21 protein-coding genes are annotated in these 24,706 nt (G+C 69.8%); 8 read left to right on the forward strand and 13 right to left on the reverse strand.

The window, feature by feature from the left end:
* Positions 1–88: 88 nt before the first annotated feature.
* The 3 genes from ACI3KT_RS14065 to ACI3KT_RS14075 all read right to left on the reverse strand — a co-directional run bounded on the left by ACI3KT_RS14065 (position 89) and on the right by ACI3KT_RS14075 (position 1,975).
* Positions 89–952: an Fpg/Nei family DNA glycosylase gene (locus tag ACI3KT_RS14065; protein ID WP_404904949.1), complete on the reverse strand. Its 864-nt coding sequence runs from the start codon at positions 950–952 to the stop codon at positions 89–91.
* Positions 953–1,041: 89 nt separating this feature from the next.
* Positions 1,042–1,368, reverse strand: a complete 327-nt coding sequence (locus ACI3KT_RS14070; RefSeq protein WP_404904951.1) for a hypothetical protein — start codon at positions 1,366–1,368, stop codon at positions 1,042–1,044.
* Between the two features lie 43 nt (positions 1,369–1,411).
* Positions 1,412–1,975, reverse strand: coding sequence for a GNAT family N-acetyltransferase (locus ACI3KT_RS14075; protein WP_404904953.1), 564 nt, complete (start codon positions 1,973–1,975; stop codon positions 1,412–1,414).
* Between the two features lie 64 nt (positions 1,976–2,039).
* On the opposite strand from ACI3KT_RS14075, the gene mfd reads away from it, so the two are divergent.
* Both mfd and ACI3KT_RS14085 read left to right on the forward strand, forming a co-directional pair.
* A complete protein-coding gene (gene mfd, locus ACI3KT_RS14080) occupies positions 2,040–5,603 on the forward strand; it encodes a transcription-repair coupling factor (RefSeq protein WP_404904955.1) in 3,564 nt (1,187 codons plus the stop codon).
* A gap of 1 nt (position 5,604) precedes the next feature.
* Positions 5,605–5,988: a hypothetical protein gene (locus ACI3KT_RS14085; RefSeq protein ID WP_404904957.1), complete on the forward strand. Its 384-nt coding sequence runs from the start codon at positions 5,605–5,607 to the stop codon at positions 5,986–5,988.
* Between the two features lie 66 nt (positions 5,989–6,054).
* On the opposite strand, the gene ACI3KT_RS14090 is transcribed toward ACI3KT_RS14085, so the two are convergent.
* Both ACI3KT_RS14090 and ACI3KT_RS14095 read right to left on the reverse strand, forming a co-directional pair.
* Positions 6,055–6,885 carry an alpha/beta hydrolase gene (locus ACI3KT_RS14090; RefSeq protein ID WP_404904958.1) on the reverse strand — a complete coding sequence of 277 codons (831 nt, stop codon included), beginning with the start codon at positions 6,883–6,885 and terminating at the stop codon, positions 6,055–6,057.
* On the reverse strand, positions 6,882–7,766 hold the full coding sequence (locus tag ACI3KT_RS14095) for an SDR family oxidoreductase (protein WP_404904961.1): 885 nt from the start codon (positions 7,764–7,766) through the stop codon (positions 6,882–6,884). The genes ACI3KT_RS14090 and ACI3KT_RS14095 overlap by 4 nt, the downstream gene beginning before the upstream one ends.
* Positions 7,767–8,001: 235 nt before the next feature.
* Between ACI3KT_RS14095 and ACI3KT_RS14100 the strand changes: the two genes are divergently transcribed.
* Complete coding sequence (locus ACI3KT_RS14100) at positions 8,002–8,604, forward strand: gamma carbonic anhydrase family protein (RefSeq protein WP_404904963.1); 603 nt, start codon at positions 8,002–8,004, stop codon at positions 8,602–8,604.
* Positions 8,605–8,682: 78 nt separating this feature from the next.
* Here the strand turns inward: ACI3KT_RS14100 and gdhA are convergent, their stop codons facing one another.
* Entirely contained in the window at positions 8,683–10,053 is a 1,371-nt protein-coding gene (gene gdhA, locus ACI3KT_RS14105) for an NADP-specific glutamate dehydrogenase (protein ID WP_404904965.1), read from the reverse strand.
* 131 nt (positions 10,054–10,184) lie between these two features.
* Positions 10,185–12,872, reverse strand: a complete 2,688-nt coding sequence (locus tag ACI3KT_RS14110; RefSeq protein ID WP_404904967.1) for a phosphoenolpyruvate carboxylase — start codon at positions 12,870–12,872, stop codon at positions 10,185–10,187.
* Positions 12,873–12,955: 83 nt separating this feature from the next.
* On the opposite strand from ACI3KT_RS14110, the gene nhaA reads away from it, so the two are divergent.
* The 4 genes from nhaA to ACI3KT_RS14130 all read left to right on the forward strand — a co-directional run bounded on the left by nhaA (position 12,956) and on the right by ACI3KT_RS14130 (position 17,037).
* The gene (gene nhaA / locus ACI3KT_RS14115) at positions 12,956–14,134 is read left to right on the forward strand and encodes a Na+/H+ antiporter NhaA (protein ID WP_404904969.1); all 1,179 of its coding nucleotides are present in this window, start codon (positions 12,956–12,958) and stop codon (positions 14,132–14,134) included.
* Positions 14,131–14,793, forward strand: coding sequence for a MazG family protein (locus ACI3KT_RS14120; protein WP_404904971.1), 663 nt, complete (start codon positions 14,131–14,133; stop codon positions 14,791–14,793). Before nhaA ends, ACI3KT_RS14120 begins: the two co-directional genes overlap by 4 nt.
* 51 nt (positions 14,794–14,844) lie before the next feature.
* On the forward strand, positions 14,845–16,116 hold the full coding sequence (gene hisS, locus ACI3KT_RS14125) for a histidine--tRNA ligase (protein ID WP_404905172.1): 1,272 nt from the start codon (positions 14,845–14,847) through the stop codon (positions 16,114–16,116).
* Between the two features lie 132 nt (positions 16,117–16,248).
* Positions 16,249–17,037 carry an SGNH/GDSL hydrolase family protein gene (locus ACI3KT_RS14130; RefSeq protein WP_404904972.1) on the forward strand — a complete coding sequence of 263 codons (789 nt, stop codon included), beginning with the start codon at positions 16,249–16,251 and terminating at the stop codon, positions 17,035–17,037.
* On the opposite strand, the gene ACI3KT_RS14135 is transcribed toward ACI3KT_RS14130, so the two are convergent.
* On the reverse strand, positions 17,021–17,530 hold the full coding sequence (locus ACI3KT_RS14135; protein ID WP_404904973.1) for a VOC family protein: 510 nt from the start codon (positions 17,528–17,530) through the stop codon (positions 17,021–17,023). The genes ACI3KT_RS14130 and ACI3KT_RS14135 overlap by 17 nt on opposite strands.
* Before the next feature lie 93 nt (positions 17,531–17,623).
* On the opposite strand from ACI3KT_RS14135, the gene ACI3KT_RS14140 reads away from it, so the two are divergent.
* Positions 17,624–18,403: a helix-turn-helix domain-containing protein gene (locus ACI3KT_RS14140; RefSeq protein ID WP_307295535.1), complete on the forward strand. Its 780-nt coding sequence runs from the start codon at positions 17,624–17,626 to the stop codon at positions 18,401–18,403.
* A gap of 91 nt (positions 18,404–18,494) precedes the next feature.
* On the opposite strand, the gene ACI3KT_RS14145 is transcribed toward ACI3KT_RS14140, so the two are convergent.
* From ACI3KT_RS14145 to ACI3KT_RS14165, 5 genes are read right to left on the reverse strand one after another with little or no spacing between them, the layout of a single operon-like run.
* Complete coding sequence (locus tag ACI3KT_RS14145; protein WP_404904975.1) at positions 18,495–19,724, reverse strand: APC family permease; 1,230 nt, start codon at positions 19,722–19,724, stop codon at positions 18,495–18,497.
* Between the two features lie 39 nt (positions 19,725–19,763).
* The gene (locus ACI3KT_RS14150; RefSeq protein ID WP_404904977.1) at positions 19,764–21,392 is read right to left on the reverse strand and encodes a CocE/NonD family hydrolase; all 1,629 of its coding nucleotides are present in this window, start codon (positions 21,390–21,392) and stop codon (positions 19,764–19,766) included.
* Complete coding sequence (locus ACI3KT_RS14155) at positions 21,389–22,690, reverse strand: MFS transporter (protein ID WP_404904980.1); 1,302 nt, start codon at positions 22,688–22,690, stop codon at positions 21,389–21,391. Before ACI3KT_RS14155 ends, ACI3KT_RS14150 begins: the two co-directional genes overlap by 4 nt.
* Positions 22,687–23,682 (reverse strand): alpha/beta hydrolase fold domain-containing protein, encoded by a 996-nt coding sequence (locus ACI3KT_RS14160; protein WP_404904982.1) that lies wholly within the window; start codon positions 23,680–23,682, stop codon positions 22,687–22,689. Before ACI3KT_RS14160 ends, ACI3KT_RS14155 begins: the two co-directional genes overlap by 4 nt.
* Positions 23,679–24,686 (reverse strand): alpha/beta hydrolase, encoded by a 1,008-nt coding sequence (locus ACI3KT_RS14165; protein ID WP_404904983.1) that lies wholly within the window; start codon positions 24,684–24,686, stop codon positions 23,679–23,681. Before ACI3KT_RS14165 ends, ACI3KT_RS14160 begins: the two co-directional genes overlap by 4 nt.
* Between the last annotated feature and the right edge of the window lie 20 nt (positions 24,687–24,706).

The following is a 24,706-nucleotide window of genomic DNA, read 5'->3' on the forward strand; positions in this document are numbered from 1 at the left end:
GAACGGAACGCGACTGCGACGTGGCCCCCACTCCACCGAGCCGCATGCGTGAGGGAAGGCGTGACGGTACGGCCTCGGTGGCTGCGTGCTACTTCAGCAGACGCGACAGGCGACGGTCGGCCAGCGGCTTGCCGCCGGTCTGGCAAGTGGGGCAGTACTCCATCGACCGGTCGGCGAAGAACACGCTGCGCACTGTGTCTCCGCACACGGGGCACGCCTCACCACGGCGCGCGTGCACCTGCATGCCGCGGCGCTTGGCGTCTTTGAGGTCGGCCGGGGGCTTGCCGGCGGCGGCGGTCACGGCATCCGTCAGCGTCGCGTGCATCGACGCGAACAGGCGATCGATCTCGTCGTCGTCGAGCTTCGCCGCGATCGCGTACGGCGACACGCGCGCCGCATGCAGGATCTCGTCGGAGTAGGCGTTGCCGATGCCCGCGATCACACCCTGATCGCGCAGCAGACCCTTGATCTGCGTGCGGCGCCCCTCGAGGAGCCCCGCGAAGACCTCGCGGGTGAACGAGGGGTCGAGGGGATCCGGTCCGAGCCGTGCGATGCCCGGGACGTCGTGCGGATCGCGCACCACGTACACCGCGAGCGACTTCTTGGTGCCCGCCTCGGTAAGGTCGAATCCGCTGCCGTCGTCGAAGGCGATGCGCAGGGCGATCGGGGACTTGCCCGGTTTGATCAGCGTCGTCGGGAGCTGATCGAACCAGCGCAGCCATCCGGCTTTGGCGAGATGGAACACAAGATGCAGATCAGGTCCGCAGGACAGCACGACGAACTTGCCTTGTCGAGCGGATGCCGTCACCTCGGCCCCCTGCAGCGCGTGTATCGGAGGATCGTAGGTCTTCAACGCCGCGATCGCGGCGACGGTCGCGCGCGTGATCGTGCGTCCGACGGCGCGTTCGGCGAGGAACGCGGTCAGGCCCTGTACTTCCGGCATCTCCGGCATGGACCAATCCTGTCACCGGCATCCGACGCTGTCATCCGTCGCACCGGCATCCGTCACCGGCAGCAAACCGCCAGACCACATGCTCCGCCTCAGCCGGAGAACCCGTTGTGGCCGACCAACAGGATCATCGTGGTCAGGAATGCCATGAGGAACGCCACCGGCCCGGCTGCCACGGCGAGGATAAGTCCGATGATCGCGTGTGTGCGCGCTCGACGCTTCACGATCGCGATGATTCCGACGACGACCGCGGCAATTCCCACGAGCACGGCGAGCCAAGTCGATGCGTTGAGAGCGGGTACCACCCAACTGAGACCCGCGATCGCTCCGCAGAAGAGTGCGGCGATGCCGAGGCCCAGTGCGATGGTGCCGAGCGGCTGAGGCGCGGCGGGCGACGGCACGTCGTCATGGTTCGACATCCGATCAGCCTAGAGGGATGGTCGGGATCGGCAGTATCTCGAATCACAGCACCGGCCAGGCGACCGGGGCGCGGTCGTCTGTCGCCAGCAGCCCGGCGAGCCAGCCGTCGTCGCGACCGCGCTGGCTGGTCAGCGCTTGGCGCTGCAGGCCTTCGTATCGGAATCCGAGTGCGCGGGCGGTGCGGGCTGACGGGATGTTCCCGGCGACAGCCTGCCAGCGGATCCGGGCGAGCCCGAGCTCTGCGAAGCCCCAGTCGACGACCGCTGCGGCAGCCTCGACGATGTACCCCTTGCCGCGTGCCTGCTCTGCGACCCAGAACCCCAGCTCGGCGTGGCCGCCGGCGTGATGCTCGGCGATGTCGTGCAGTCCGATCATGCCGACGAGCACGTCGGCATGGCGGATGCCCCACACTGTCTCCGTCTTCGTGGCCCAGGATCGGCCGACGAGATCGACGAAGTCCTCGGCGTCCTTCCGCGTGTACGGGCTCGGCACCGTCGTCCACTTCGGGATCTCGGGATCCTGGCACGCGTGCTCGATCGCCTCGACATCCGTCAGAGTCGGTGCGCTCAGGACGAGGCGGTCGGTGGTGAGGATGACCGGTTCCATCCCGGCATCCTATGTCCCACCTCGGCCGGAGCCGATGTCCGACCCCCCGGTCTAAGCTTGTCCGGTGACTGTTCCGGGGATTCTGCGCGCCTTGGAAGAGGCGTCTCTGTACCGTGACGCCCTCAGCTGGGCGCACACCGATGCCGACCTCGGACTGGTCGACGGGCTCGATGCGCCTGCGCTCGCGGGGCTCCTCGACAAGCGCGCCACCGCAGGGCATCCCGCCGCCCTCCTCGCCGTCGTCCCCACTGGGCGCCGGGCCGAAAGCCTTGCGCAGGCTCTCGCCGCGTACATCCCCGATGCGGAGGTGCTGACCTTCCCGGCCTGGGAGACCCTGCCGCACGAGCGGCTCAGCCCGAGCCCCGACACGGTCGGCCAGCGTCTGCAGACGCTGCGTCGCGTCGCCGGGTGGACGGGTGATCACCCGATCGTGGTCGTGGCCTCGGTGCGTGCGGCTCTGCAGCCGATCGCCGGGAACCTCGGCGAGATCGCGCCTGTCGTCCTGAAGACCGGAGGCCGCGGCTACGATCTCGACGGCGTCGCCGAGCAGCTCGTCGAACGCGCCTACTCGCGCGTCGACATGGTCTCGCGCCGTGGAGAGTTCGCGGTGCGCGGCGGCATCCTCGACGTCTTCCCGCCGATCTCCGAACATCCGTACCGCGTCGAGTTCTTCGGCGACGAGGTCGACCAGATCCGTGCGTTCTCGGTCGCCGACCAGCGATCCCTTCCCGGCGACGTGGATCTCGTCGATCTGGCGCCCAGCCGCGAGCTGCTGCTCACGCAGGATGTGCGCGACAACGCCCGCGCGCTGAAGGACGCGTTCCCTGCCATCGCGGGGATGCTCGAGAAGATGGCCGAGGGCATACCCGTCGAGGGCATGGAGTCGCTGCTTCCCGCCGTCGCCGGCCCGCTCAAGTCGCTCGTCGAGTACATGCCCGAAGGGGCGGCGACCGCCGTGGTCGACCCCGAGCGCGCGAGCGCCCGCGCGATCATCCTCGGCGACACGAACCGCGAGTTCCTCGATGCGGCGTGGAGTGCGGCGACCTCAGGGGCGTCCGCTCCCATCGATCTGGGAGCAGGCGACTTCCTCACGATCGCGCAGCTGCGCGAGGTCGTGCGCGACCGAGGCGGTGTGTGGTGGCGACTCAGCCCGTTCGCGATGGGGGGAGAGGATGCCGAGACGGTCGACGCCGCCGTCATCCCGTCGTTCCACGGCAACGTAGATGGGGCGATCTCGTTCGTCGACGCGAAGATCCAGGACGGCTGGCGCGTCGTCGTCATCGCGACCGGCACCGGCCTGGTCGACCGCGCGCGCGACGTGCTCTCCGACCGCGGGATCGCTGCCCGAATCGTCGAGGATCTCGTGGCCGCGCCGGATGCCGGCGTCGCCACCCTCACAGCGGGCAGCGTGGAGGCGGGATTCCAGATCGCCGAGGCGAAGCTCGCCGTCCTCACCGACAACGAGTTCTACGGCCGCACGATCGGCGGAGACCAGCGTGTCGTCAAGAAGCTCGCCTCGAAGCGCAAGAACGTCGTCGACCCGCTGCAGCTCAAGCAGGGCGACTTCGTCGTGCACGCCACGCACGGCATCGGACGCTTCGTCGAGATGACGCAGCGCGAGGTGTCGACCGGCGGCCGCAACGCGACCAAGTCGGTGCGCGACTACCTCGTGCTCGAGTACGCGCCCTCCAAGCGCGGTTACCCGGGCGACAAGCTCTTCGTGCCCACCGACCAGCTCGATCTGCTCTCGAAGTACGTGGGCGGCGAGGCGCCGACCCTCTCGAAGATGGGCGGCAGCGACTGGGCGGCGGCGAAGGGCAAGGCCCGCAGGGCCGTGCGCGACATCGCGGTCGAGCTGGTGAAGCTGTACTCGGCGCGCATGAGCGCCAAGGGGTACGCCTTCGGGCCCGACACCCCGTGGCAGCGCGAGTTGGAAGAGGCGTTCCCGTTCGCCGAGACACACGACCAGCTGCAGACGATCGAGGAGATCAAGGCCGACATGGAGCGGCCGATCCCGATGGATCGCCTGCTCTCGGGCGACGTCGGCTTCGGCAAGACCGAGGTGGCCGTGCGCGCCGCCTTCAAGGCGATCCAGGACGGCAAGCAGGTCGCGATGCTCGTGCCGACGACCCTGCTCGTCAAGCAGCACCTCGAGACGTTCACCGAGCGTTTCGCCGGGTTCCCGGTGAAGGTGCGCCCGCTCTCGCGCTTCCAGACCGACAAAGAGGCCCGGCTCACCCTCGCCGGCCTCCTCGACGGCACGGTCGACATGGTCATCGGCACGCATCGCATCCTCACCGATCAGGTCATGTTCAAGGACCTCGGGTTGATGATCATCGACGAGGAGCAGCGTTTCGGCGTCGAGCACAAGGACGCGCTGAAGAAGATGAAGACGAACGTCGACATCCTCGCCATGAGCGCGACGCCCATCCCTCGAACGCTCGAGATGGCGGTCACCGGCATCCGCGAGATGTCGACCCTGCAGACGCCGCCGGAGGACAGGCATCCGATCCTCTCCTTCGTCGGTCCCCGCAGCGACAAACAGATCGCCGCCGCGATCCGGCGCGAGATCCTGCGCGAGGGCCAGGTGTTCTTCGTGCACAACCGGGTGCAGTCGATCCAGCGCGTGGCCGCCGAGATCGCCGAGCTCGTGCCCGAAGCGCGCATCGCCGTCGCACACGGGCAGCTGGGCGAGCACCAGCTCGAGCAGGTGGTCGACGACTTCTGGGAGCGCAAGTTCGACGTGCTCGTGTGCACCACGATCGTCGAGACCGGGCTCGACATCTCCAACGCGAACACGATCATCATCGACCGCGCCGACAAATACGGACTCAGCCAGCTGCATCAGCTGCGCGGTCGCGTCGGCCGAGGGCGCGAGCGCGCCTACGCGTACTTCCTCTACGACGAGGCGAAGCCGCTGAGCGAGACGGCCGCCGACCGCCTGCAGACGATCGCCGTGAACAACGACCTCGGCTCGGGCATGCAGGTCGCGCTCAAGGATCTCGAGCTCCGCGGCGCGGGCAACATGCTGGGGGCCGAGCAGGCGGGGCACATCGCCGGCGTCGGCTTCGACCTGTACCTGCGCATGATCGGCGAGGCCGTCTCGACCTTCCGCGGCGAGGACGTCGAGTCCGGCCAGGAGCTGCGTCTCGAACTGCCCCTGGACGCGCGCATCCCCGAGGACTACATCGACAGCGAGCGACTGCGTCTCGAGGCGTACCAGAAGCTCTCGGCGGCCTCGGCGGCCACGGCCAAGGACGAGGCGATCGATCTCGTGATCGAGGAGCTCACCGACCGCTACGGTGCGCTGCCGCCCGAAGCCGAGGGGCTGATCGCGATCGCGCGTCTGCGCCGTCGGGCTGCTCGGGCGGGTCTGACCGATGTGGTCACGATGGGGTCGAACCTGCGGATCGCGCCGGCGCGCTTCGAGGACTCGATCAAGGTGCGGATGCAGCGGCTCTACCCGAAGGCGAAGCTGGTCGGCGGGGGCGAGGCGCTGGTCGTGCCGATGCCCACGGTGCCGGCCGCAGTCGGCGTCGGGCTCGAGCCGCTCGCCGACGCGGCGCTGTTGGAATGGGTCGCGCAGCTGTTCACCGCACTCTTCCCCGAGCCCGTCAAGGCCGAGTGACATGACACGACCTTCTCCCAAGCGGATGCTGCAGGTGCTCGCTCTCGTGCTCGCGGCTGTGACCGCAGGGCTCGTGCTGTTCATGCCCAGCTACACGGTGGTGACGAGCGACTCCCGCGGCAACGAGTCGACCAGCACTCTGAGCATCTGGGAGTACAACGGCCCCCTGTTCGCGCTCGTCGTCGCGATTCCTGTCGTCATCGCTCTGATCCCGGTCGTGACGCGCGGCCGGTGGTGGCCGCTCGTGAGCGTCGCCTCCGCCGGCCTTCTGCTCGGATTCGCGTTCCTCGGCGCGATGAGCATCGGCATGGCTTTCCTGCCCGCCGCGCTGGCGGCCGTCGTCGCCGCGATGCTGAGGCCGCGGATGGGCTCGAGCGACGCCTGATACGGTCGCCTCTCCGCACGCTGCCGCGAGAGCGACCCGTGTGCACCGAGACATCGGTCTTCCGATTCAGGCCCAGAGCCACCGCAAGGCATCGGGCAGCAGCGTCCCGCCGTGGTTCGGACTGTGCCCGCCGTCGCCGACGACGAAGCGCAAGTCGAACCCGGCCCGCGCCAAAGCTGCCGCTGTCTCGAGGTTCTCGGCGAACCAGTTCCCCTCCTGATCGTTCCAGCCGATGTCGCGATGCGCCGCGTGCAGCAGGACTCGCAGTGGCTGGCGCGCACCTGCAGCCATCAATGCGGGGTAAGGATTGCCGCCGGGGATCTGCGCGAAGCTGGCGTTGAAAGCGATGACGCGTCGGATGCTATCGGGGCGCTGCCACGCCACGGTGAACGCCCCGTTCCCTCCCGAGCTTCCGCCGCAGATGCCGCGCAGGCGGGGATCATCTGTCAGCGCCGTGGTCTCGGCGACGCGCGGGAGCACCTCATTGAGTAGGAACCCCGCGTAGCGGCCATCGCCGGCGTCGTACTCGTTGTTGCGATTCTTCGGCTCCGCGGCATCTGGAAACATCCCAGGGTCGACGAAGATTCCCACCATCGGCGGGAGCTCAGGGGCGATATTATCGAGCACGATCCCCGCGCGCACGTCGCCGTCCGGATCGAGATACCACCAACCGTCGTTGAAGATCATCACGGCGGCAGGTACCGACGGATCGTGACTGTGCGGCGTGTGCACCCAGACCGTGCGGGTAGTCCCCGGGTAGACGATACTGTCGTCGATCACGAACGAGCGGATGCTGCCGGGCAGCACCTCGGAGCGCTGCGACGAGTCCGGACCGTAGGCGTACACGACGGGATCATCGGCGATCGGCATGGCTCGGTATGCGAATTCCTGCGTCATCCCAGCGAGAGCCCTCCGTCGGTGGTGAGAACCTGGCCGACCACCCAGGAGCCGGCATCTGTGGACAGCCAGCCGATCAGCCGCGCCGGATCGTCGGGACGTCCGACCCGCCCGAACGGCGTCGTCGGCAGCCACTTCTCGAACTCGCTCAGGTCGCGGTCGGTGCTGTCGGCGTCGAGGTATCCCGTGTTGACCGGACCTGGGTTGATCGTGTTCAGCACCAACCCGACCTCCAGCAGCTCGGCGGCGACCGAACGGGTGATTCCGGCCAGCGCCGCCTTGCTCGTGGCGTAGGCGATCTCGCCGCGCATCGGGCCGTGGCCCTGACCCGACGTCATCCAGATCACGTGTCCGGTGGGGCGGACGAATGGCCCGAGAGTGCCGAGGCGGTCGCCGGGGCGCGCCTGCCCGGCGTCCTCGCCGCCGAGCAGGTCGCGCAGCCGACGGGCCAGCCCGGCAGTGAGCAGCAGCGATGCGCGCGCGTTCGCGGCCCAGTGCGCGTCGAGCCGGTCGGCGGTCATGTCGAAGATGGTGCCGTCGGATCCGCTCATGGCCTGATTGCAGACGAGGATGTCGATCGCGCCGGTGAGGGCGGTTGCGGCATCCAAGAGCTCCTCGATGGCTCCCGCGTCGCGGAGGTCGGCGTGGTGGTCGCCCATCACCGCGCCGGCAGCCAGGGCGTCGGCCACGCCCTGGCGAACCGCGTCGAGGTCGTCACCGCCCCAGGGATGGTCGAGGTCGTGCGGGCGGAAATGGTGGATGAAGACGTTCGCGCCCAGGAGCGCGAGCTCGGTCGCGGTGGCGAAGCCGATGCCGCGGCGCCGGGAGACGCCGGTGACGAGAGCGGTCTTGCCGAGCAGAGGAAGGTCGTCGAAGGACATGCGTTGCTTTCGGTGAGGGTGATGCCGGGCACGCCTGTCGGCGGCCTCACGGCGCGGATCGGAGCGGCTCACCTGCATTGCATGCCTGCCAGCGTAGTGCAGCGGGCATCCGCCTTGCACCTCCCTCGGTGCTGTGCGCATTCCTCTGCGGAATACCTCGGTCCGTCCGAGAGAAGCGCATTTCTCCGAGCGAAGCCTGCGGCATCGGCGCCCAGGCAGGACTAGTCTGGGCCGCATGTTGTACGAGCACCTCGGGGCTCGGCCCCGGATCCATGACACCGCCGTCGTCGCTCCCACCGCCGTGATCTCCGGCGACGTGGAGATCGGGCCGCACTGCCAGGTCCTGCACGGGGCGGTGATCACCGCCGAAGGCGGCCCCATCACACTCGCGGAGCATGTGATCGTCATGGAGAACGCGCTGATCCGTGCGACCGCCGCGAACTCGGTGCACATCGGCGCCCACACCCTCATCGGCACGCTCGCCAGCATCGCGGGCGCGACGGTGGGGGAGGAGGTGTTCTTCGCCTCCGGCGCGCGCGTCTTCAACGGCGCGCTCGTCGGCGATCGCTGCGAAGTGCGCGTGAACGCGGTCGTGATGCGGCGAGCGGTGCTGCTGCCGGAGACGGTCGTTCCGATCGGCTGGGTGGCAGCGGGCGACCCCGTGCAGCTCTTCTCGCCGGATCGCGACGCGGAGATCGCGGCCGCGCAGCCCGAGCTCGACTTCCCCGGCCATGTGTTCGGCGTGGATCGCGACACCCCTGACCTCATGGTGCAGCTCACCGAGCGCTACGGCACCTCGCTCGCGCGGCACCGCGACGATGGCGAGATCGGCGGATAGCGGCATCCGCGAAGCCACACGCGAGTGCGGGGTGGACGGACGCCGCAGCATCCGTCCACCCCGCATCGACGTGGTGCGTCAGATGACGCCCTGTGCGCGCATCGCGCCTGCGACGCGCTCGAAGCCGGCGATGTTGGCGCCCGCAACGTAGTCGCCGGCGACGTCGTACCGCTCGGCCGCGTCGAAGGCGGCCTGATGGATGTCCGCCATGATCTCGCGCAGCTTGTTCTCGCTGTCGCCGAAGCTCCAGCGCTGACGCGAGGCGTTCTGGCTCATCTCGAGCGCAGATGTGGCGACACCGCCCGCGTTCGCGGCCTTGCCCGGTGCGAACAGCACACCGGCCTTCTGGAACGCGTCGACCGCATCGGGCACACAGGGCATGTTCGCGCCCTCCGACACCGCTCGCACGCCGTTCGCGATGAGCGCCTCGGCATCCGCGAGGCTGACCTCGTTCTGCGTGGCCGAGGGCACCGCGATGTCCACGGGGACCTCCCAGACGCTGCCGCCCTCGACGAATTGCGCGCTCGGACGGCGCTTCGCATACTCCACGATGCGAGCGCGCTCGACCTCCTTGAGCTGACGCAGCAGGTCGAGGTCGATGCCGGCGTCGTCGACGACGTAACCGGATGAGTCGGATGCCGTGACCGCGGTCGCGCCGAGTTGGGTCGCCTTCTGGATCGCGTAGATGGCGACGTTGCCGGAACCGGAGATGCCGACGCGCTTGCCTTCGAGCGACTCGCCGTGCACCGCGAGCATCTCCTGCGCGAAGAACACGGCGCCGTAGCCGGTGGCCTCGGTGCGCACTTCGGCGCCGCCCCAGGCCGTGCCCTTGCCCGTGAACATCCCCGACTCGTGGCGGTTGGTGATCTTGCGGTACTGCCCGAAGAGGTAGCCGATCTCACGACCGCCGACGCCGATGTCGCCGGCGGGGACGTCGGTGTGCTCGCCGAGGTGACGGTACAGCTCGTTCATGAACGACTGGCAGAAGCGCATGACCTCGGCATCCGACCTGCCGTGCGGGTCGAAGTCCGAGCCGCCCTTGCCGCCGCCGATGCCCTGACCGGTGAGCGCGTTCTTGAAGATCTGCTCGAAGCCCAGGAACTTGATGATCGACAGGTTCACCGAGGGGTGGAAGCGCAGACCGCCCTTGTAGGGGCCGAGCACCGAGGAGAACTGGATGCGGTAGCCGCGGTTGACCTGCAGACGTCCGGCGTCGTCGACCCAGGGAACGCGGAACATGATCTGACGCTCCGGCTCGACGAGCCGCTCGACGATGCCGCCGTCGATGTACTCGGGATGCCGCTCGAGCACGGGGGCGATCGAGTGCAGCACCTCGTGGACGGCCTGGTGGAACTCCGGCTCGTGCGGGCTGCGCGAGAGCACCGTGTCGAACACGGGTTGCACGGACTCGGCGAGCGGGTGGAAGTCTGCGGTTGTGGAAAGGGTCACGAAGAGCTTTCTGAATCGGTGGGGGACTCGCAAGCGATCGTGTCGCGCGATTCGTCGCCGGATCAGGCGGAGCTTTTCACTTTACCGGCAGGCTCGCTGTGATCTTCTTCACGTGACGAGCCGATGCCGGGTCACCCGGTGTTCTGCAGACCGGCCGCGACCCCGCTGACCGAGAGCAGCAGCAGGCGCTTCTGCTCGTCGTCGGCACCGGAGCCGGTTGTCGCGGGAGCGGTGCGCAATGTCCGGAGCGCGCGCAGCTGCAGCAGGGACAGCGCGTCGACGTAGGGCGTGCGCAGCTGCACGGCGCGCTGCAGGATCGGCTTGTTCTCGAGAAGGCGCTCGCCGCCGGTGAGGCGGATCACCCACTCGCGGGTCAGCCGCAGCTCGTCGAGCACGAGCGACGCGAGGTCGTCGCGGTCGCCGAGCTCGAGGTACTGGCGGGCGATGCGCTCGTCGGTCTTCGCGAGGCTCATCGCCACGTTGTCGATCAACGTGCGAAGCAGCGGCCAGTCGCGGTAGGCCTCGGCGAGACGCTGCTCGTCGCCGACCGCGGCCAGAGCCGTACCCAGGCCGAACCAGCCGGCCAGGTTGATGCGCGCCTGCGTCCACGCGAACACCCAAGGGATCGCGCGCAGGTCCTCCAGCGACTCCACCGACAGGCCTCGGCGCGCCGGCCGTGAGCCGAGCGCGAGCAGGCCGATCTCCTCGAGAGGCGTCACGGTCGCGAACCACGGAGCGAAGCCCTCGGCCTTGACCAACGAGAAGAACCGCTCGCGAGAGGCGGTGTCGAGCACCGAGGCGATGTCCGCGAAGCGGGTGGCAGCCTCGCTCGTGCGCTCCTCGACCGTGGGCGAGGAGGCCAGCAGCGTGGCGGCGGCCACCTGGTCGATGTGCCGCATCGCGATGGCGGGCTCGCCGTAGCGGGCGAAGATGACCTCGCCCTGCTCGGTGAGCTTGAAGCGGCCGTCGACCGAATGCGGCGGCTGGGCGAGGATCGCCGAGTTCGCCGGGCCGCCTCCACGCCCGAGCGCGCCGCCGCGGCCGTGGAACAGGGTCAGTTCGAGACCTTCGTCTTTCGCCCACTGCGCGATCTTCTCCTGCGCCTCGTAGAGCGCGAGGTTGGCGGCGACGGGACCGACGTCTTTCGACGAATCGGAGTAGCCGAGCATCACCTCGAGGCGGCCGCCGGTGGCGGCCATGCGCTCCTGGAACTCGGGGAAGGTCACGGCTTCGGCGAGGATCTCGGGAGCCGCCTGGAGGTCGGCGAAGGTCTCGAACAGCGGCACGACGTCGAGGACAGGGGCGTCATCGCCCAGCGCGTGCTTCGCGAGACGATGCACTGCCGCGAGGTCGGATGCCGCCTGCGTGAACGACACGACGTAGCGGCCGGCTGCGCGGAGGCCGCGGTCGCGCTGGATCTCGGCGATGGCGCGGAAGACCTCCAGCACCTCCTCGGTCTGCGCGCTCAGCGCTCCACCGCCCTCGATCTCAGCGAGGGCGGTGGCGTGCACCTGCGAGTGCTGACGGACTTCGAGCTCCGTCAGGTGGAATCCGTAGGTCTCGACCTGCCAGATCAGGTGCTGCACGCCGCCGAAAGCGTGGCGGCGGGCGCCGGCATCCGCGAGCGAAGACTGCAGCGAACGCAGATCCGCCAGAAGCTCCTCGGGAGCGGCGTAGCGGTCGTCCTCGCCACGCCGCGTGGCGGCGATGCGATGCGCCAGCACCAGCAGCACGCGGCGGTGCGGCTCGTCGGGAGAGCGGGTGGCGAGGTCATTCGCGGTCTCGGTGTGAGAGGCGGCGAAGCGCTCCCAGATCGCGGTCACCTCGGCGCTCGGGGGCGTGCCCTGCGCGTCGAGGGTGAGGGTGCGGCCGATCCGCTCGACCGCGCGCTCGAGGCCGCGGAGCACATGGTCAGCGGCGATCTGCGAGGCTTCGCGGGTGACGGATGCCGTGACGAACGGGTTTCCGTCGCGGTCGCCGCCGACCCATGATCCGACGCGCACGAATGCGGGGACGATGGGCGCGCTGGAGCCTGAAGCGTCTCCGCGCAGCGCGTCGTCGATGCGGCGGTACACGTGCGGCACGGTCGTGAACAGCGTCTCGTCGAAGACGCTCATGACGGTGCGCACCTCGTCGGTGGGCGTGGGCTTCTGGGCGCGCAGCGGCGCCGTGCGCCACAGCGTGTCGATCTCCTCGAGCATCCGGCGGTGTGCGCGGTGCTGCTCGGCGCCCCCCTCGCTGGCCGCATCGTGCTGCGTGAGCAGTTCGGAGAGGCGGCGGATGCTGCTGGACACCGCACGACGCCGCGCCTCGGTGGGGTGCGCCGTGAAGACAGGGTGGAAGCGCAGGCCCTCGAGCCTGCGGCGCGCCTCGTCGTCGCCCACCTCCGTCTTCAATCGGGCGTAGGCGGTGGCTACCGTGTCCGCTGCGTCTTCGCGCCCGGGCTGGCCGGCACGCTCGCGGAGCACGCGCACACGCTGATGCTCCTCGGCGAGGTTGACGAGGTGGAAGTAGCACGTGAACGCACGTGCGACCTCGTCCGCCCGTTCGACGGTGAACGACTCGGCGATGGCCGCCGCGCGGTCGAACGCATCGGGGGTCTCCTCGTCGTACGCCTGGATCGTGGCGAGGCGCAGACGCTCGACATCTTCGAAGAGATCGTCGCCGCCGGCCTCGCGGAGCACCTGGCCGAGCAGGGCTCCGAGCATCCTGACGTCGGAGCGCATGGCATCGGGAATGCCGCGGCCTGCTTCGAAGCGTCCGATGACGCGGATCGCCTCGGTGTTCGTGGGCTCGGGAAAAGACTGTGCGGGGGTCACCCTTCGAGCGTATCCCGGCCGGGAAGGGTGCTCTGAACGGATGACGGCACGTAACGAACTCTTCACGAACCCGGCTGCGTACGATGGACACGATGCGAATCTCGGCGAAACACCTCCGTGGCCAGCAGTTCCCCGCCGTCCTCCTGCTGCTGGCAGCGGGGCTCGGGCTTCTGCTCGCGAACCTGGCGACGCATGACGCGATTGCTGCGATCCTCGACTTCCACATCGCCGTACCCGGCACCGCGCTCGATCTGTCGGTCGCGCACTGGGTGTCGGACGGACTGCTGGCGGTGTTCTTCCTCGTCGTCGCCATCGAGCTGCGGCACGAACTCACGCACGGCGAGCTCGACTCGGCGAGCAAGGCCATCCAGCCGGCGATCGCGGCCGCCGGAGGCGTGCTCGTGCCGATCGCCGTCTACCTGCTGTTCGCGGGGGCCGACAGCGGCACGGCGTCGGGCTGGCCGATCCCCACTGCGACCGACATCGCCTTCGCCCTCGGCGTGCTCGCGATGTTCGGACGCGGGCTGCCGTCCACGGTTCGAGTGTTCCTGCTCGCTCTCGCGATCCTCGACGACATCATCGGCATCGTCTTCATCGCCGTGCTGTTCGCGCACGACGTGCAGTGGCTCCTGCTCGGTATCGCCGTCGTCGCTGTCGCCGTGTTCTGGGTGCTCAGTCGGATGCTGCACCGCCACGGACACCCGGCCGTGGCCGTGCTCATGGTCGTCGTCGGGTTGCTCGCCTGGGGACTCGTCGCGGCCTCCGGCATCCACGCGACCATCGCCGGGGTGCTGCTGGGGCTGGTGATGGCTCCCGTGCCCGCGGCGCGCGTGCGGCACGCTCTCGAGCCCACGGTGAACGGCCTGATCCTGCCGTTGTTCGCCTTCGTCGCCGCGTTCGTCGTGATCCCGGCGGTCGCGCCGAGCGAACTGTCGCCGGCGTTCTGGGGCATCGTCGTCGCGCTTCCCGTCGGCAAGGTGATCGGCATCTCGCTGTTCGGCTGGGTCGCGATGCGCATCCGTCCGCGCGGTGCCCCGCCCGCCCTGCCGTTCGCCGACATCGTCGCTGCAGGCACTCTCGGAGGCATCGGCTTCACGGTGTCGCTGCTGCTCGCGAACCTCGCGTTCGCCGGAGATGCCGGGGTACGCGATCAGGCGATCCTCGGGGTGCTGATCGGCTCGCTCATCGCTCTCGTGCTCGCCGGCTTCTTCGTCTCGCTGCGAGCCGCGTGGTACCGGCGTGCAGCGGCTGCGACATCATGAGCACGTCGGAGGGAGACGCCGCGACCGAAGCGCCGGAGGATCCGCTGCGTCAGGTCGCGGAGACGATGCGAGCGGTGCGTGAGACGTGCGTGTGGTCCCAGCAGATCACGCATCGCGACCTCGTCCCGTATCTGATCGAGGAATCGCACGAGGTGATCGACGCGGTCGAGAACGGCTCGCGCGCCGACCTGCAGGAGGAGCTCGGGGACCTGCTCTGGCAGGTGCTCTTCCACTCCGCGATCGCCGCGCAGGATCCCGATCATCCCTTCGACATCGACGATGTCGCGCGGGGGCTGAACGAGAAGATGGTGCGACGGCATCCCCATGTCTTCGCCGACGCGGTCGCTCGCACCCCCGATGAGGTGCTCGTGCACTGGAACGCCGCCAAGGCCGCCGAGAAGCGCACGCGCCGCAGCGCTCTCGATGGCATCCCGCGCGGGATGCCCGCCCTCGCCCTCGCCCAGAAGATGCTCGGTCGCGCTGCAGGGGTGGACGTGTCTGTCGCTCCGACCACAGAGGCGCCGGCCTCGGAATCCGAGCTCGGAGATGCGCTCCTGGCCCTCGTGGCGAGTGCGAGGGAGAACGGCTGGGACGCGGAGCGGGCTCTGCGCGAGCGGCTTCGTGAGATGGAAGATCAGGTGCGCGCGGCGGAGAGTTGAGCTCCGACCTGGAAAGATGGTCGCGTGGCTACCGTGAACCCGCCCCGTGGCATGCGTGACATCCTCCCCGCCGACAAGACGCGCCGTGAGCGCGTCCTCTCCGTGATCCGCGAGCGCTACCGCTCGCACGGATTCGACGAGATCGAGACGCCGGCTCTCGAGGAGTACTCGCGCCTGCACGCCGGGATCGGGGGCGACAACGAGAAGCTCGCCTACAACGTGCTGCGCCGCGGACTCGACGCCGAGGCGATCCGCGAAGCCGCCGCAGACCCCGCAGCGCTCGCCGACCTCGGACTCCGCTACGACCTGACCGTGCCGCTCGCCCGTTTCTACGCGAGCAACCGCGGTCAGCTGCCGGGCGTCTTCCGCTCCATCCAGATCGGCCCGGTGTGGCGCGCAGAGCGCCCGCAGAAGGGCCGCTACCGCCAGTTCGTGCAGTGCGATATCGACGTCATCGGCGACGATTCGTCGCGCGCCGAGGCCGAACTCATGGTCGCCTCACTCGACGCGCTGGACGCGCTCGGTCTGGAGGGATCGACCGTCCGCATCAACGATCGCAGGGCTCTGGATTGGATGTTGGAGAGCTTCGGCTTCACGTTGGACGAGCGGCCGGGCGTGCTCATCACGATCGACAAACTCGACAAGATCGGTCCGGACGGGGTCGCCGCTGAGCTCCGCGAACGCGCCCTTCGGCAGGCTCAGGGACCCAGTTCGAACGCTGCCGTCGACGCGTTCGAGGCGTTCCTCCGTCGCCCGCAGACCATGGAGTTCAACCCGTTCGGCGAGCGGCAGATCCGCAAGGCGCTGCCCGAGAACGCGCCCGACGAGGTCGTGGCGCACCTGGTCGGCATCGGCGAGGCCGTCGCTGCGGGCACCGGCCGTGCAGACATCCCGCTCGTCTTCGACCCGTTCCTCGTTCGAGGCATGGGGTACTACACCGGGACGATCATGGAGCTCGCGCACCCCTCGGTCGACTACTCGCTCGGCGGTGGCGGGCGATACGACGGCATGATCGGACGGTTCCTGGGACAGCAGGTCCCCGCCGTCGGGTTCTCGCTCGGCTTCGAGCGACTGGTCGATCTCGTGACGTCGGACACGGATGCTGCGCCCCGGGCTGTCGTGCTGATCCACGACGCCGATGTGCCGGTCGCCGAACTCGTCGCGCACAAGGCCCGCCTGATCGCCGACGGAGCGCGGGTACGCCTCGAGCGCCGTACCAAGAACCTGAAGGCGCTGCTCGAGCGTTCCGCCGCCGACGGATACACGGCCTTCGCGACCGTCGGTGCCGGATCGACTGACCTGGAGCTCAAGCCCTTGAGCTGAGCCGCCGCTCGGTCGCTGCGCTCCCTCGCTCAACGACCGGGTCCGGGCCGCTTCAACGACCAGGACGGGCCGCTCATCGACGGAGCCGGGGCCGTTCACCGGACGTTCACGGCGTCGGGGTCGAATCGGAGAGTGCGACGCCTCCGCCCTCTCCTCGCCGTCGGTCTCCTCCTCGCGGCATCCGTCGTCGGCATCCGCCTTCTCCTCTCCCGTCAGGCGGCGATCGCCCGTCGCCGCATCGGCAAACCGCTCGGAGAGGAGTCCGTCGACGCAGACCGCCTGTGGAGGCGCAAGCTCGACGGGGAGCCGATCGAGCTGCTGCTGCTCGGCGACTCCCTCGCGGCCGGTCTGGGCGCCCAGACGCGCAAGCAGACGCTCGGCGGGCGGCTGTCCAAGGCTCTCGCCGTACGGCTCCAGCGTCCTGTGCGGCTCACCACAGGCGCGGTCGTCGGCGCGGAGTCGCCCGATCTCGGCTCGCAGATCGATGCGCTCCCCGCCGGCTACCGGCCGCACGTCGCCGTGATCGTGGTCGGCGGCAACGACGTGACGCACCGGATCCCGGTCGCGGCGTCGGCACAGCACCTGGAGAAGACGATCGGACGGCTGCTCGCGGTGGGCGCCGAGGTCGTCGTCGGCACGTGCCCGGATCTCGGCGCCCTCCGTGCCGTCCCGCAGCCGCTGCGGCGGCTCGCCGCGAGCATGTCGCGTCGGCTCGCCGAGGTTCAGGCGGAGACCGCGGTGCGGGCGGGCGCCGAACCGGTCGACCTGCGTCGCGCTGTCGGCCCGATGTTCTTCGACGCTCCGGAGGAGATGTTCAGCCTCGACCTGTTCCACCCGAGCGCGCTCGGCTACCGTCGCACCGCCGAGGCGCTGCTCCCCGCGGTCTGCCGCGCTGCGGGCAAGGTCACTCCGGTGCGCTGAACGATGCGGCCCACTCGGCGACGCGTCGGGCGCTCTCCTCTTCGGAGAGGTCCTCGACGCGCGTCATGATCGACCACCGCACCCCGAACGGGTCGCGGATGCTCGCGAACCGGTCGCCCGAGACGAAGTCGGACGGGGCCTCGCGCACCGTGGCTCCCGCAGCGACCGCGCGCTCGACGACGGCATCGACATCGGACACGTACAGTCCCATCGAGTAGCAGTCGTCCTCCCCACCGGGCGCGGGCACGAGGTGGTACTCCGGGTTCGGCTCGCCGAGCTGCAGCAGCCCCGTGCCGAAGTCGAGGTCGGCATGCGCGACGACGCCGCCGAACTCGGTCACGTCGACCACCCGAGCGCCGAAGACGTCGCGGTAGAACTCGATCGCCTCCTTGGCTCCGGGGATCGCGAGGAAGGGGGTGAGCGAGGTCGCGCGGTGCGGACGGCCGTCAGTGGTGTGCTCGCCGGTCACGCCGGCCGTGGTGTGGTTCGTCATGGATCCAGGCTAGGAAGAAGCGGTTGCCGCGGGCTTGAACATCTGCGACAGCTTCACTCGGGCGCGGTCGGCGAGGGATCGTACGCTGGTGCGATGGTGAATCCCACGCGCGGAGTGCTCTACCCTGCGAGGCTGCCCGAGTTCCATCGGCTGCCTGCGACCGGAGCCGCGGGCGAAGTCGTCGTGTGGTTCTGGATCCCCGAGTGGGACATCGAGCCGGGTCGCTCGTCGCGTCAGGAGATCGTGGGCTATCCGGCGCTCAACCTCGTCGTCGAGCCCGACGCCGTGACCCTGTCGGGCGCGACGACGCGTGCGACTCATCGTGATCTCCGCGGCACGGGCTGGGCGGTGGGCGCTCTGCTGCGCCCAGCCGCGGTCGCAGCGCTGATCGACGATCCCGTCGCGGTGGTCGACGAGGAGCGGATGCTCGACGAGCCCGAGCTGCTCACGTCGGTGACGTCGGCGATGAGATCGGGGGAGGGACATCGGGAACGCGCGGTGGCGGCTTTCTCACGCTGGATCGCCGAGCGCGTCGGGCCGCTGGATGCCGCGGCCCGCCAGGCGAACGCGCTCGTCGACGTGCTCCTCGGCGATGACGCTGCGTCGAGCGTCGAGGAGGCGGCGCTGCGACTGGCGGTGTCGGTGCGCACGCTGCAGCGCCTCGCGCACCGTCACGTGGGGCTCTCGCCCGCGGCGATGATCCGCAGGCGTCGGTTGCAGGATGCCGCCCAGCAGCTGCGTGCGGACCCGGGAGTCGATCTCGCGACCCTCGCGGCCGAGTTCGGATACGCCGATCACGCACACCTCACGAGGGATTTCCGCGCCGTGCTCGGGATCGCCCCGAGCGCGTATCGGGCTGACGCGCGCCGCTGACGTTCAGCTCGTCGGGAGCGGGTCCGCGACGCGCCGCTTTTGGGCCGGCATCCTCCCGACAGAAGAGAATCGTCCCTACGAAGCGATCGCGTCAGCGACGTGCGAGGCGAAGGCGCAGCATCCGATATCCGACGCCGACCAGCACGACGCCCGTGCCGACCAGCGACGCGACGACGGGCAGGGTGCTCACCAGCAGCAGGCAGCCGAGCGCGCCGGCGACCTGCAGCCATCGCGGATAACGTCGGACGTCCGCTCTCTGGCGGAACGCGGAGGCATTCGCGATCAGGTAGTACAGCAGCACGCCGAAGGACGAGAAACCGATCGCCCCGCGCAGGTCGGCGACGAGCACGATTCCGATCACGATCGTCGCGATGACGAGTTCCGCCCGCCGCGGCACCTGCCAGCGGTCATCGACCTTCGCCAGGAACCGCGGCAGATCGGCTTCCCTCGCCATGGCGAGTGTCGTGCGACCGATGCCGGTGAGCAGTGCGAGCAAGGCGCCGAGCGAAGCGGTGGCGGCAGCGATCCGCACCGCGGGTGAGAGCCACGACCAGCCTGCCCGGTGGACGACATCGGCGAGCGGCGCCGTGCTCGACGCGGCATCGGCCCCGAGCACAAGCAGCGTCACGACTGCGACGAGCACATAGACCGACACAGCGCCGCCGAGGGCCAGCACGATCGCCCGCGGGATCGTGCGAGCGGGATCGGCGACCTCTTCGCCCATCGTCGCGATGCGGGCGTACCCGGCGAACGCGAAGAACAGGAGCCCTGCGCCCTGCAGAACCCCGTACGCCGTCGCGTCGGGCAGAGGGGCGGGCGTCGCCGCCGGGGCCGCCGAGAAACCGGCGGCCACGACGATCGCGAGCCCGATCAGCGACACGACCACGAGGATGCGCGTGACCTGCGCTGTGCGAGTGACGCCGAAGCAGTTCACCGCGCACAGGGCCGCGACGGCCGTGACGGCCACGGGCACCTGCCATCCGGCCGGCGCCGCATAGGCGGCGAAGGTCATCGCCATGGCCGCGCAGCTCGCGATCTTGCCGATCACGAAGCACCAGCCGGCAACGAACCCCCACCACGGGCCGATCTCGGCGCGGGCGTAGGCGTAGGTGCCCCCCGCCACGGGATGCGCGGCGGCGAGCTGAGCGGACGCCGTCGCATTGCAGAAGGCGACGACACCCGCGATCAGGAGGGCGACGAGCAGGCCGTCTCCGGTGACCGAGATCGCGGGTCCCCACACCGAGAAGACGCCGGCGCCGATCATGGAACCGAGGCCGATGGCCACGGCATCCCGAAGCGTCAGACGGCGAGCGAGCGGCATCCTGTCATCGTGCCACGCCTCGGTGAACGGCGAGTGTCGTCACGGCGCCGCCGGAAGCGAGAGCACCGCCGGTGTGTCGCCGCCGAGCGCAAGGATCTGGTCGCTGGGTACGAGACGCGAGAGATCGCGCACGGGGTCAGCGGTCCCGGGGTTGCGCAGATGCAGGGGATGAGCCCCCGACGACACCTGCACCCGCAGGCGGCTGCCGGCGGCGAACCGGTGCGCGAGAGGGGCGAGCGGAAGCTTGATGCGGCGCAGCTCCCCGGCGGCCGCGTCGGGAGCGAGCCGGAGATAGCCGTCGGTGATCGCGGTCGATCGCCCTTTCGGATCGACCTCGCACACGCGGACGAAGACGTCGGCGCGCGGGTTCGTCGAAGACATCGTCAGCTCGATCGAGGGGTCGCCCATCACCAGCAGTGGATAAGCCAGGGGCTCGCCCGTGAAGACGAGCACGTCGTCGCGGTTCTCACGGCGGCGCTGGTCGCGGCGCCCGGCGCCGAACGGGTTCAAGGTGCGTCCACCGGCGTCCGGCGTGGGGTCGGCCGGGTCATAGCGATAGCCGAGCGTCCCCGAGGTCTGCGTCGCGTCGCGCGGCACGAGGCCGCCCGCGAGCGTGAGCTCTTGCTCCTGCCGCCGGCTCTCCGGCGGCCAGGCGGGCAGGTCCCGCCAACCGCCGCCACCGCTGACCTCGACGCGCACATCCGCCGTGACCAGAGTGCCCGCGAACTCGTGCAGCGCCTCCCGCACGCCGATCACCGTCGTCTCCGGGGCGCCGTGGATCCAGTCGCCCACCACCAGCCGCACCGGCACTCCGGCGTCGCGCAGCGCTGCATGGTCGTGCAGCTGGCCCACGAGGAACAGATCCTGCCACCCGGCCATCAACGTCACCGGAGGCACCGTTCTCGGATCGGACGCGAAGTGCATCGGCTGCCACCAGGGATCTCCGGAATCGCTGTGCTCGACCCAGTCCCGGAAGAAGTCGGGGTCCTCGCCGAGGGCCGTCGGAACAGCCTCCGAAGGCGGGATCGCGAGCGATCCACGGATCAGCGCACGCCTCGCTCTCAGCAGGGCCCACAGCCGTGCCGGGAGCGGGCGTTCCTGGATGCCCAGCGCATAGGCCCAGGTGAGCGGTGTGTCGATCGAGAATCCGCCGCCGGGGTAGAGGATCGCGTCGTCGAAGCGGCGGGCGGAGATGGCGATGCCCATGGCATCCGGGCGCAGCTCGCCGTCGCAGTACGCCCACTGCGTCACCCCGAAGTAGCTGCCGCCCCAGGAGTGCACGCGGCCAGTCGCCCAGGGCTGGACCCGCAGCCAGCGCAGCGTCGTCTGGCCGTCGGCGGCTTCGTCGTGCAGCGGACGGAACCGGCCACCAGACCCGAAGGTGCCACGGCAGCTCTGGACGACGACGTGGTGTCCGCGCTCGGCGATGAAGCGCGCGACGCCGGCGGCGCCGTCCCTCCCGTACGGTGTGCGCACGAGCAGGGTGCTGTCACCGGCGCCGTCCGCCCACCAATGATCGGTGAGGAGCTCGGCGCCGTCGTCGGCGATCACCGGGATCCCTTGCTCCCTGTGCACTCCGTGGTGAGTGGCAGGCGGCATGTCGGGGGCGGCCTGAAGACGTCGGTACTCCGCGCGTGCTGCCCGCGGCATCCGGATGCGGTCGCTCATCGCACCGCCTTGACCCGGGTGACGGCGAAGGCGGCGAGGAGGGCCATCACGACCGCGCCGACGTAGAGGGCGACGAAGTTCTCGCCCGTGGGCGAGTCGATGCGGGTCACGAAGAAGCCGAACACGGGCACGAGGATACCGGGGAGCAGGTAGGCGAGCGCGACGATGCCGAGATCCTTGCCCGCGTCTTCGGTCGATGGCAGGCACTCGGTCATCAGGGCGACGTCGGCGGCGATGTACGCACCCTGGCCGGCGCCGACGATGGCGATGCCGATGAGGAAGAACGCGATGTCGCCGAAAGCGACGGCGAAGACGAGCCCGGCGGCGCTCGTCAGCGCGCCGATCACGACGGTCGGCTTGCGGCGGCCCGTGCGGTCGGAGACCACTCCGAACACGAACGCCATCACGAGATTCATCACCGTGAACGCGGCGGTCGCCTGCGTCTGGATGCCGGCGATCTCTACCGGATCGTCGATGCCGAAGCGGCTGGAGATCGTGAGGTACAGGTAGCTCGTCACCGAGACGATCGAGGCCGTCATGAAGAATCGGCACGTCCAGGCCCACGCGAAGTCGGGGTACCGCCGCGGGCTCAGCCAGAAGGTCTCCCGCACGGCGCGCCAGTCGAGGGGCGGTGCGGGCTGCGTGCGATGAAGGTCGCGCAAGGAGAAGAACAGCGTGATCGCGAGGAGCACCGACAGCCCGCCGGGGATCAGGAACATGCCTGCCTGACCTGTGCCTGCGACGTTTCCGGCGAGCGCGACACCGCCGAGGATCCCGAGCGTCGTCGCGGCCCCTGTGACGGCGGACATGATCGCGCGGATGCGCCGGCGGATCTGGTCGGCGAAGAGCGTGTGCACGGTCATCGATACGGCTCCCCAGCCGATCAGCACGAGGATCACGCCGGCGCCCAGCATGAGCAGATCGCGGGCGAAAGCCTGAACGACGTAGCCGGCCGCGGCGACGAGCACGCCGTAGAGGATCCACGGCCGACGGATGCCGAGTCGCGACATCGAGCGGTCGCTGAGCCGCCCGAAGATCGGCGTGGTGATGAGTATCGCCGCCCCGCCGACGGTCAGCACGATGCTGAGGTTGCCGGTCGCCTGCTCGGGATCCCACTCCTTCAGCAACTGCGGCACGGCGACGCCGGCGACGCCCTGCGCGATGCCGGTCGCGAACCACGTGAGCGCGAAGGCGACCCAGAACCACCAGCTCTGGCGCTCGCCGGGGATCGCGTCCTCGGCGAGCGGGGGCACAGGAGGGGAGGGGAACACGGGATCGACAGCATGGGTGGACATCATCGTCTCCAGACGGTTCGGGTGGTGATCGGGTCTGCCGCCGCGACCGCGTAGGCGGCGGTGAGTTCGGCTGCGAAGAGGTCGTGCCAGTCGCGCGCGCCCTGCCAGGTGGTGATGCCGGGGGAACCGTGCACGTGCCCCTCACCGATGTGCAGGACTACGGGGACGCCCGCCGCTTCGAGCGCCCGTGCGTAGGCCACGGCGCCGTCACGGAGCGGGTCGAATTCCGCGGCGAAGATGAGGGCGGGCGCCAGGCCGCGATGGTCGGGAGCGTCGAGCGGCGACGCCGCGGACAGGGACGCGCCGGCGCGGTAGACGTCGGCGAGATGCTCGGCGCCGATCATCCCCGAGGCGCGCCGGTATCGGTCGAAGGATTCGCCTGCCGGTCGCAGCGCGGCCGGCAGCACTTCCAGAGCCTGGTGGATCAGCGGGCGATCCGCATCGCGCTCGCGCAGGGCGGCGGACGCCGCGATGGTGGCGCCGGCGGAGTTTCCCCCGATCCCCAGAGCGGCGATGTCGACGCCGATCTCGTCGGCACGGGCCCGCAGGTCGGCCAGTGCGGCGACGGCGTCGTCGACGGCCGCGGGGAACGGATGCTCCGGCGCGAGTCGGTACTCCAGGGAGATGATCTGCACGCCCGAGCGGAGGGCGCGGTCGGCGCAGATGCGCTCGTTGACGATCTCGTCGATCGTCCCGCCGATCCAGCCGCCGCCGTGCAGCCAGAGCATGGTGGGCTGCGGGCCGACTGCACCGGACGAGCGGAATCGGCGCGCGCGGCGAGGGTCGTCTCCGCCGGCCAGATGGAGTTCGTCGACATCCACCCCGGCCGGTGCGGGGTCGGTGAACTCCAGGGCGAGCCGATCGCTCAGCTCGCGTGCAGCCCGACGTCGTGCGACGACGTCGGCGGATCCGGTGCCGGGGAGGGACTCGGAGAGCTCCTCGGCGCGGCGGATCCAGTCGAGCACAGGGGAGCTGAGGGGAGGGAGATCGCTCATTCCGCACCCGCCTGATGGAGCGCACGGAGTTCGCTGACGATGAGGCGATGCGCGACGTCGGCCGCCGGTACGAAGCCGGTGGACCCGAGGGAGCCGTGCGTCTGCCCGATGAATCGCAGGGCCGTGACCGGCACCCCCGACGCCGAGAGAGCGCGCGCATAGGCCTCTCCGTCTCCGCGCAGCGGATCCAGCTCGGAGGTGATGATCAGCGCAGGCGGCAGACCCTCGTGCGAGGGGGCGAGCAGCGGCGAGGCGTAGGGATGCCGCGCCTTGGACATGTCGTCACCGAGGTACTGCCGCACCAGCGACCGTCCTGCTTTTCGCACGATCACCCCCGGCATGCCTGCACTGATTCCGCGCATATCGGCATGCCCGATGGTGAGGTCGAGAGCAGGGTTCTCCAAGAGCTGCAGGGCGATCGGATGCCGCGCCCGATCGCGGTTCATGAGCGTGACGGCGGCAGCCAGGTCGCCACCGGATGAGGCGCCGCCCACCGCGACCCGGTCGCGTCGTCCGCCGATCTCCTCGGCGTGCTCGACGGTCCACTCGAATGCGCTCCAGCACTGCTCGGGCTGCACGGGGTATCGATTCTCCGGAGCGTGCGCGTAGTCGGCGGCCACGATGATGACGCCGGCATCCCGCGCGCGCTCGCGAAACCGAGCGTCCCACGAGACCCAGTCGATCCCCGCGATCGTGAAACCGCCCCCGTAGAAATACACGAGGATCGGAAGCCCGGCATCCGATGACGCCGGCTCGTCACCAGGCCAGTAGATGCGGACGCGCACGTCGGGGTGTCCGTCGACGGCGACGGTGCGGACCTCCGACGCAGTCGCCGGTGATTCGATTCCCAGCGCGGCCGACACGGCGGCGTCGTTCTCCTGAGCGACCCGTCGACGGCCGGCGGGATCGGCCGGTTCGGGCGCGAGCAGAGGAGCCATCCGCTTCTCGTGCGCGGCGACAGTGCTGTCGAGCATCGGGCGGCGGAACCGGGACGTTCTCGGCATCGGGCATCTCCTTCGATGGA

It is taken from the genome of Microbacterium sp. ZW T6_19 (genome assembly GCF_044987465.1).
GTDB classification, from domain to species: Bacteria; Actinomycetota; Actinomycetes; order Actinomycetales; family Microbacteriaceae; genus Microbacterium; species Microbacterium natoriense_A.

What these genes read in the sequence shown, in the direction of transcription:
- ACI3KT_RS14140 (WP_307295535.1), top strand. Translation starts at nt 17,624, where the DNA reads ATGGTGAATCCCACGCGCGGAGTGCTCTACCCTGCGAGGCTGCCCGAG.
- hisS (WP_404905172.1), top strand. Translation starts at nt 14,845, where the DNA reads ATGCGTGACATCCTCCCCGCCGACAAGACGCGCCGTGAGCGCGTCCTC.
- ACI3KT_RS14075 (WP_404904953.1), bottom strand. Translation starts at nt 1,975, where the DNA reads ATGGAACCGGTCATCCTCACCACCGACCGCCTCGTCCTGAGCGCACCG.
- ACI3KT_RS14120 (WP_404904971.1), top strand. Translation starts at nt 14,131, where the DNA reads ATGAGCACGTCGGAGGGAGACGCCGCGACCGAAGCGCCGGAGGATCCG.
- ACI3KT_RS14145 (WP_404904975.1), bottom strand. Translation starts at nt 19,724, where the DNA reads ATGCCGCTCGCTCGCCGTCTGACGCTTCGGGATGCCGTGGCCATCGGC.
- ACI3KT_RS14095 (WP_404904961.1), bottom strand. Translation starts at nt 7,766, where the DNA reads ATGTCCTTCGACGACCTTCCTCTGCTCGGCAAGACCGCTCTCGTCACC.
- ACI3KT_RS14090 (WP_404904958.1), bottom strand. Translation starts at nt 6,885, where the DNA reads ATGACGCAGGAATTCGCATACCGAGCCATGCCGATCGCCGATGATCCC.
- ACI3KT_RS14085 (WP_404904957.1), top strand. Translation starts at nt 5,605, where the DNA reads ATGACACGACCTTCTCCCAAGCGGATGCTGCAGGTGCTCGCTCTCGTG.
- ACI3KT_RS14135 (WP_404904973.1), bottom strand. Translation starts at nt 17,530, where the DNA reads ATGACGAACCACACCACGGCCGGCGTGACCGGCGAGCACACCACTGAC.
- ACI3KT_RS14155 (WP_404904980.1), bottom strand. Translation starts at nt 22,690, where the DNA reads ATGATGTCCACCCATGCTGTCGATCCCGTGTTCCCCTCCCCTCCTGTG.
- ACI3KT_RS14165 (WP_404904983.1), bottom strand. Translation starts at nt 24,686, where the DNA reads ATGCCGAGAACGTCCCGGTTCCGCCGCCCGATGCTCGACAGCACTGTC.
- nhaA (WP_404904969.1), top strand. Translation starts at nt 12,956, where the DNA reads ATGGACACGATGCGAATCTCGGCGAAACACCTCCGTGGCCAGCAGTTC.
- ACI3KT_RS14160 (WP_404904982.1), bottom strand. Translation starts at nt 23,682, where the DNA reads ATGAGCGATCTCCCTCCCCTCAGCTCCCCTGTGCTCGACTGGATCCGC.
- ACI3KT_RS14150 (WP_404904977.1), bottom strand. Translation starts at nt 21,392, where the DNA reads ATGAGCGACCGCATCCGGATGCCGCGGGCAGCACGCGCGGAGTACCGA.
- ACI3KT_RS14065 (WP_404904949.1), bottom strand. Translation starts at nt 952, where the DNA reads ATGCCGGAGATGCCGGAAGTACAGGGCCTGACCGCGTTCCTCGCCGAA.
- ACI3KT_RS14070 (WP_404904951.1), bottom strand. Translation starts at nt 1,368, where the DNA reads ATGTCGAACCATGACGACGTGCCGTCGCCCGCCGCGCCTCAGCCGCTC.
- ACI3KT_RS14100 (WP_404904963.1), top strand. Translation starts at nt 8,002, where the DNA reads ATGTTGTACGAGCACCTCGGGGCTCGGCCCCGGATCCATGACACCGCC.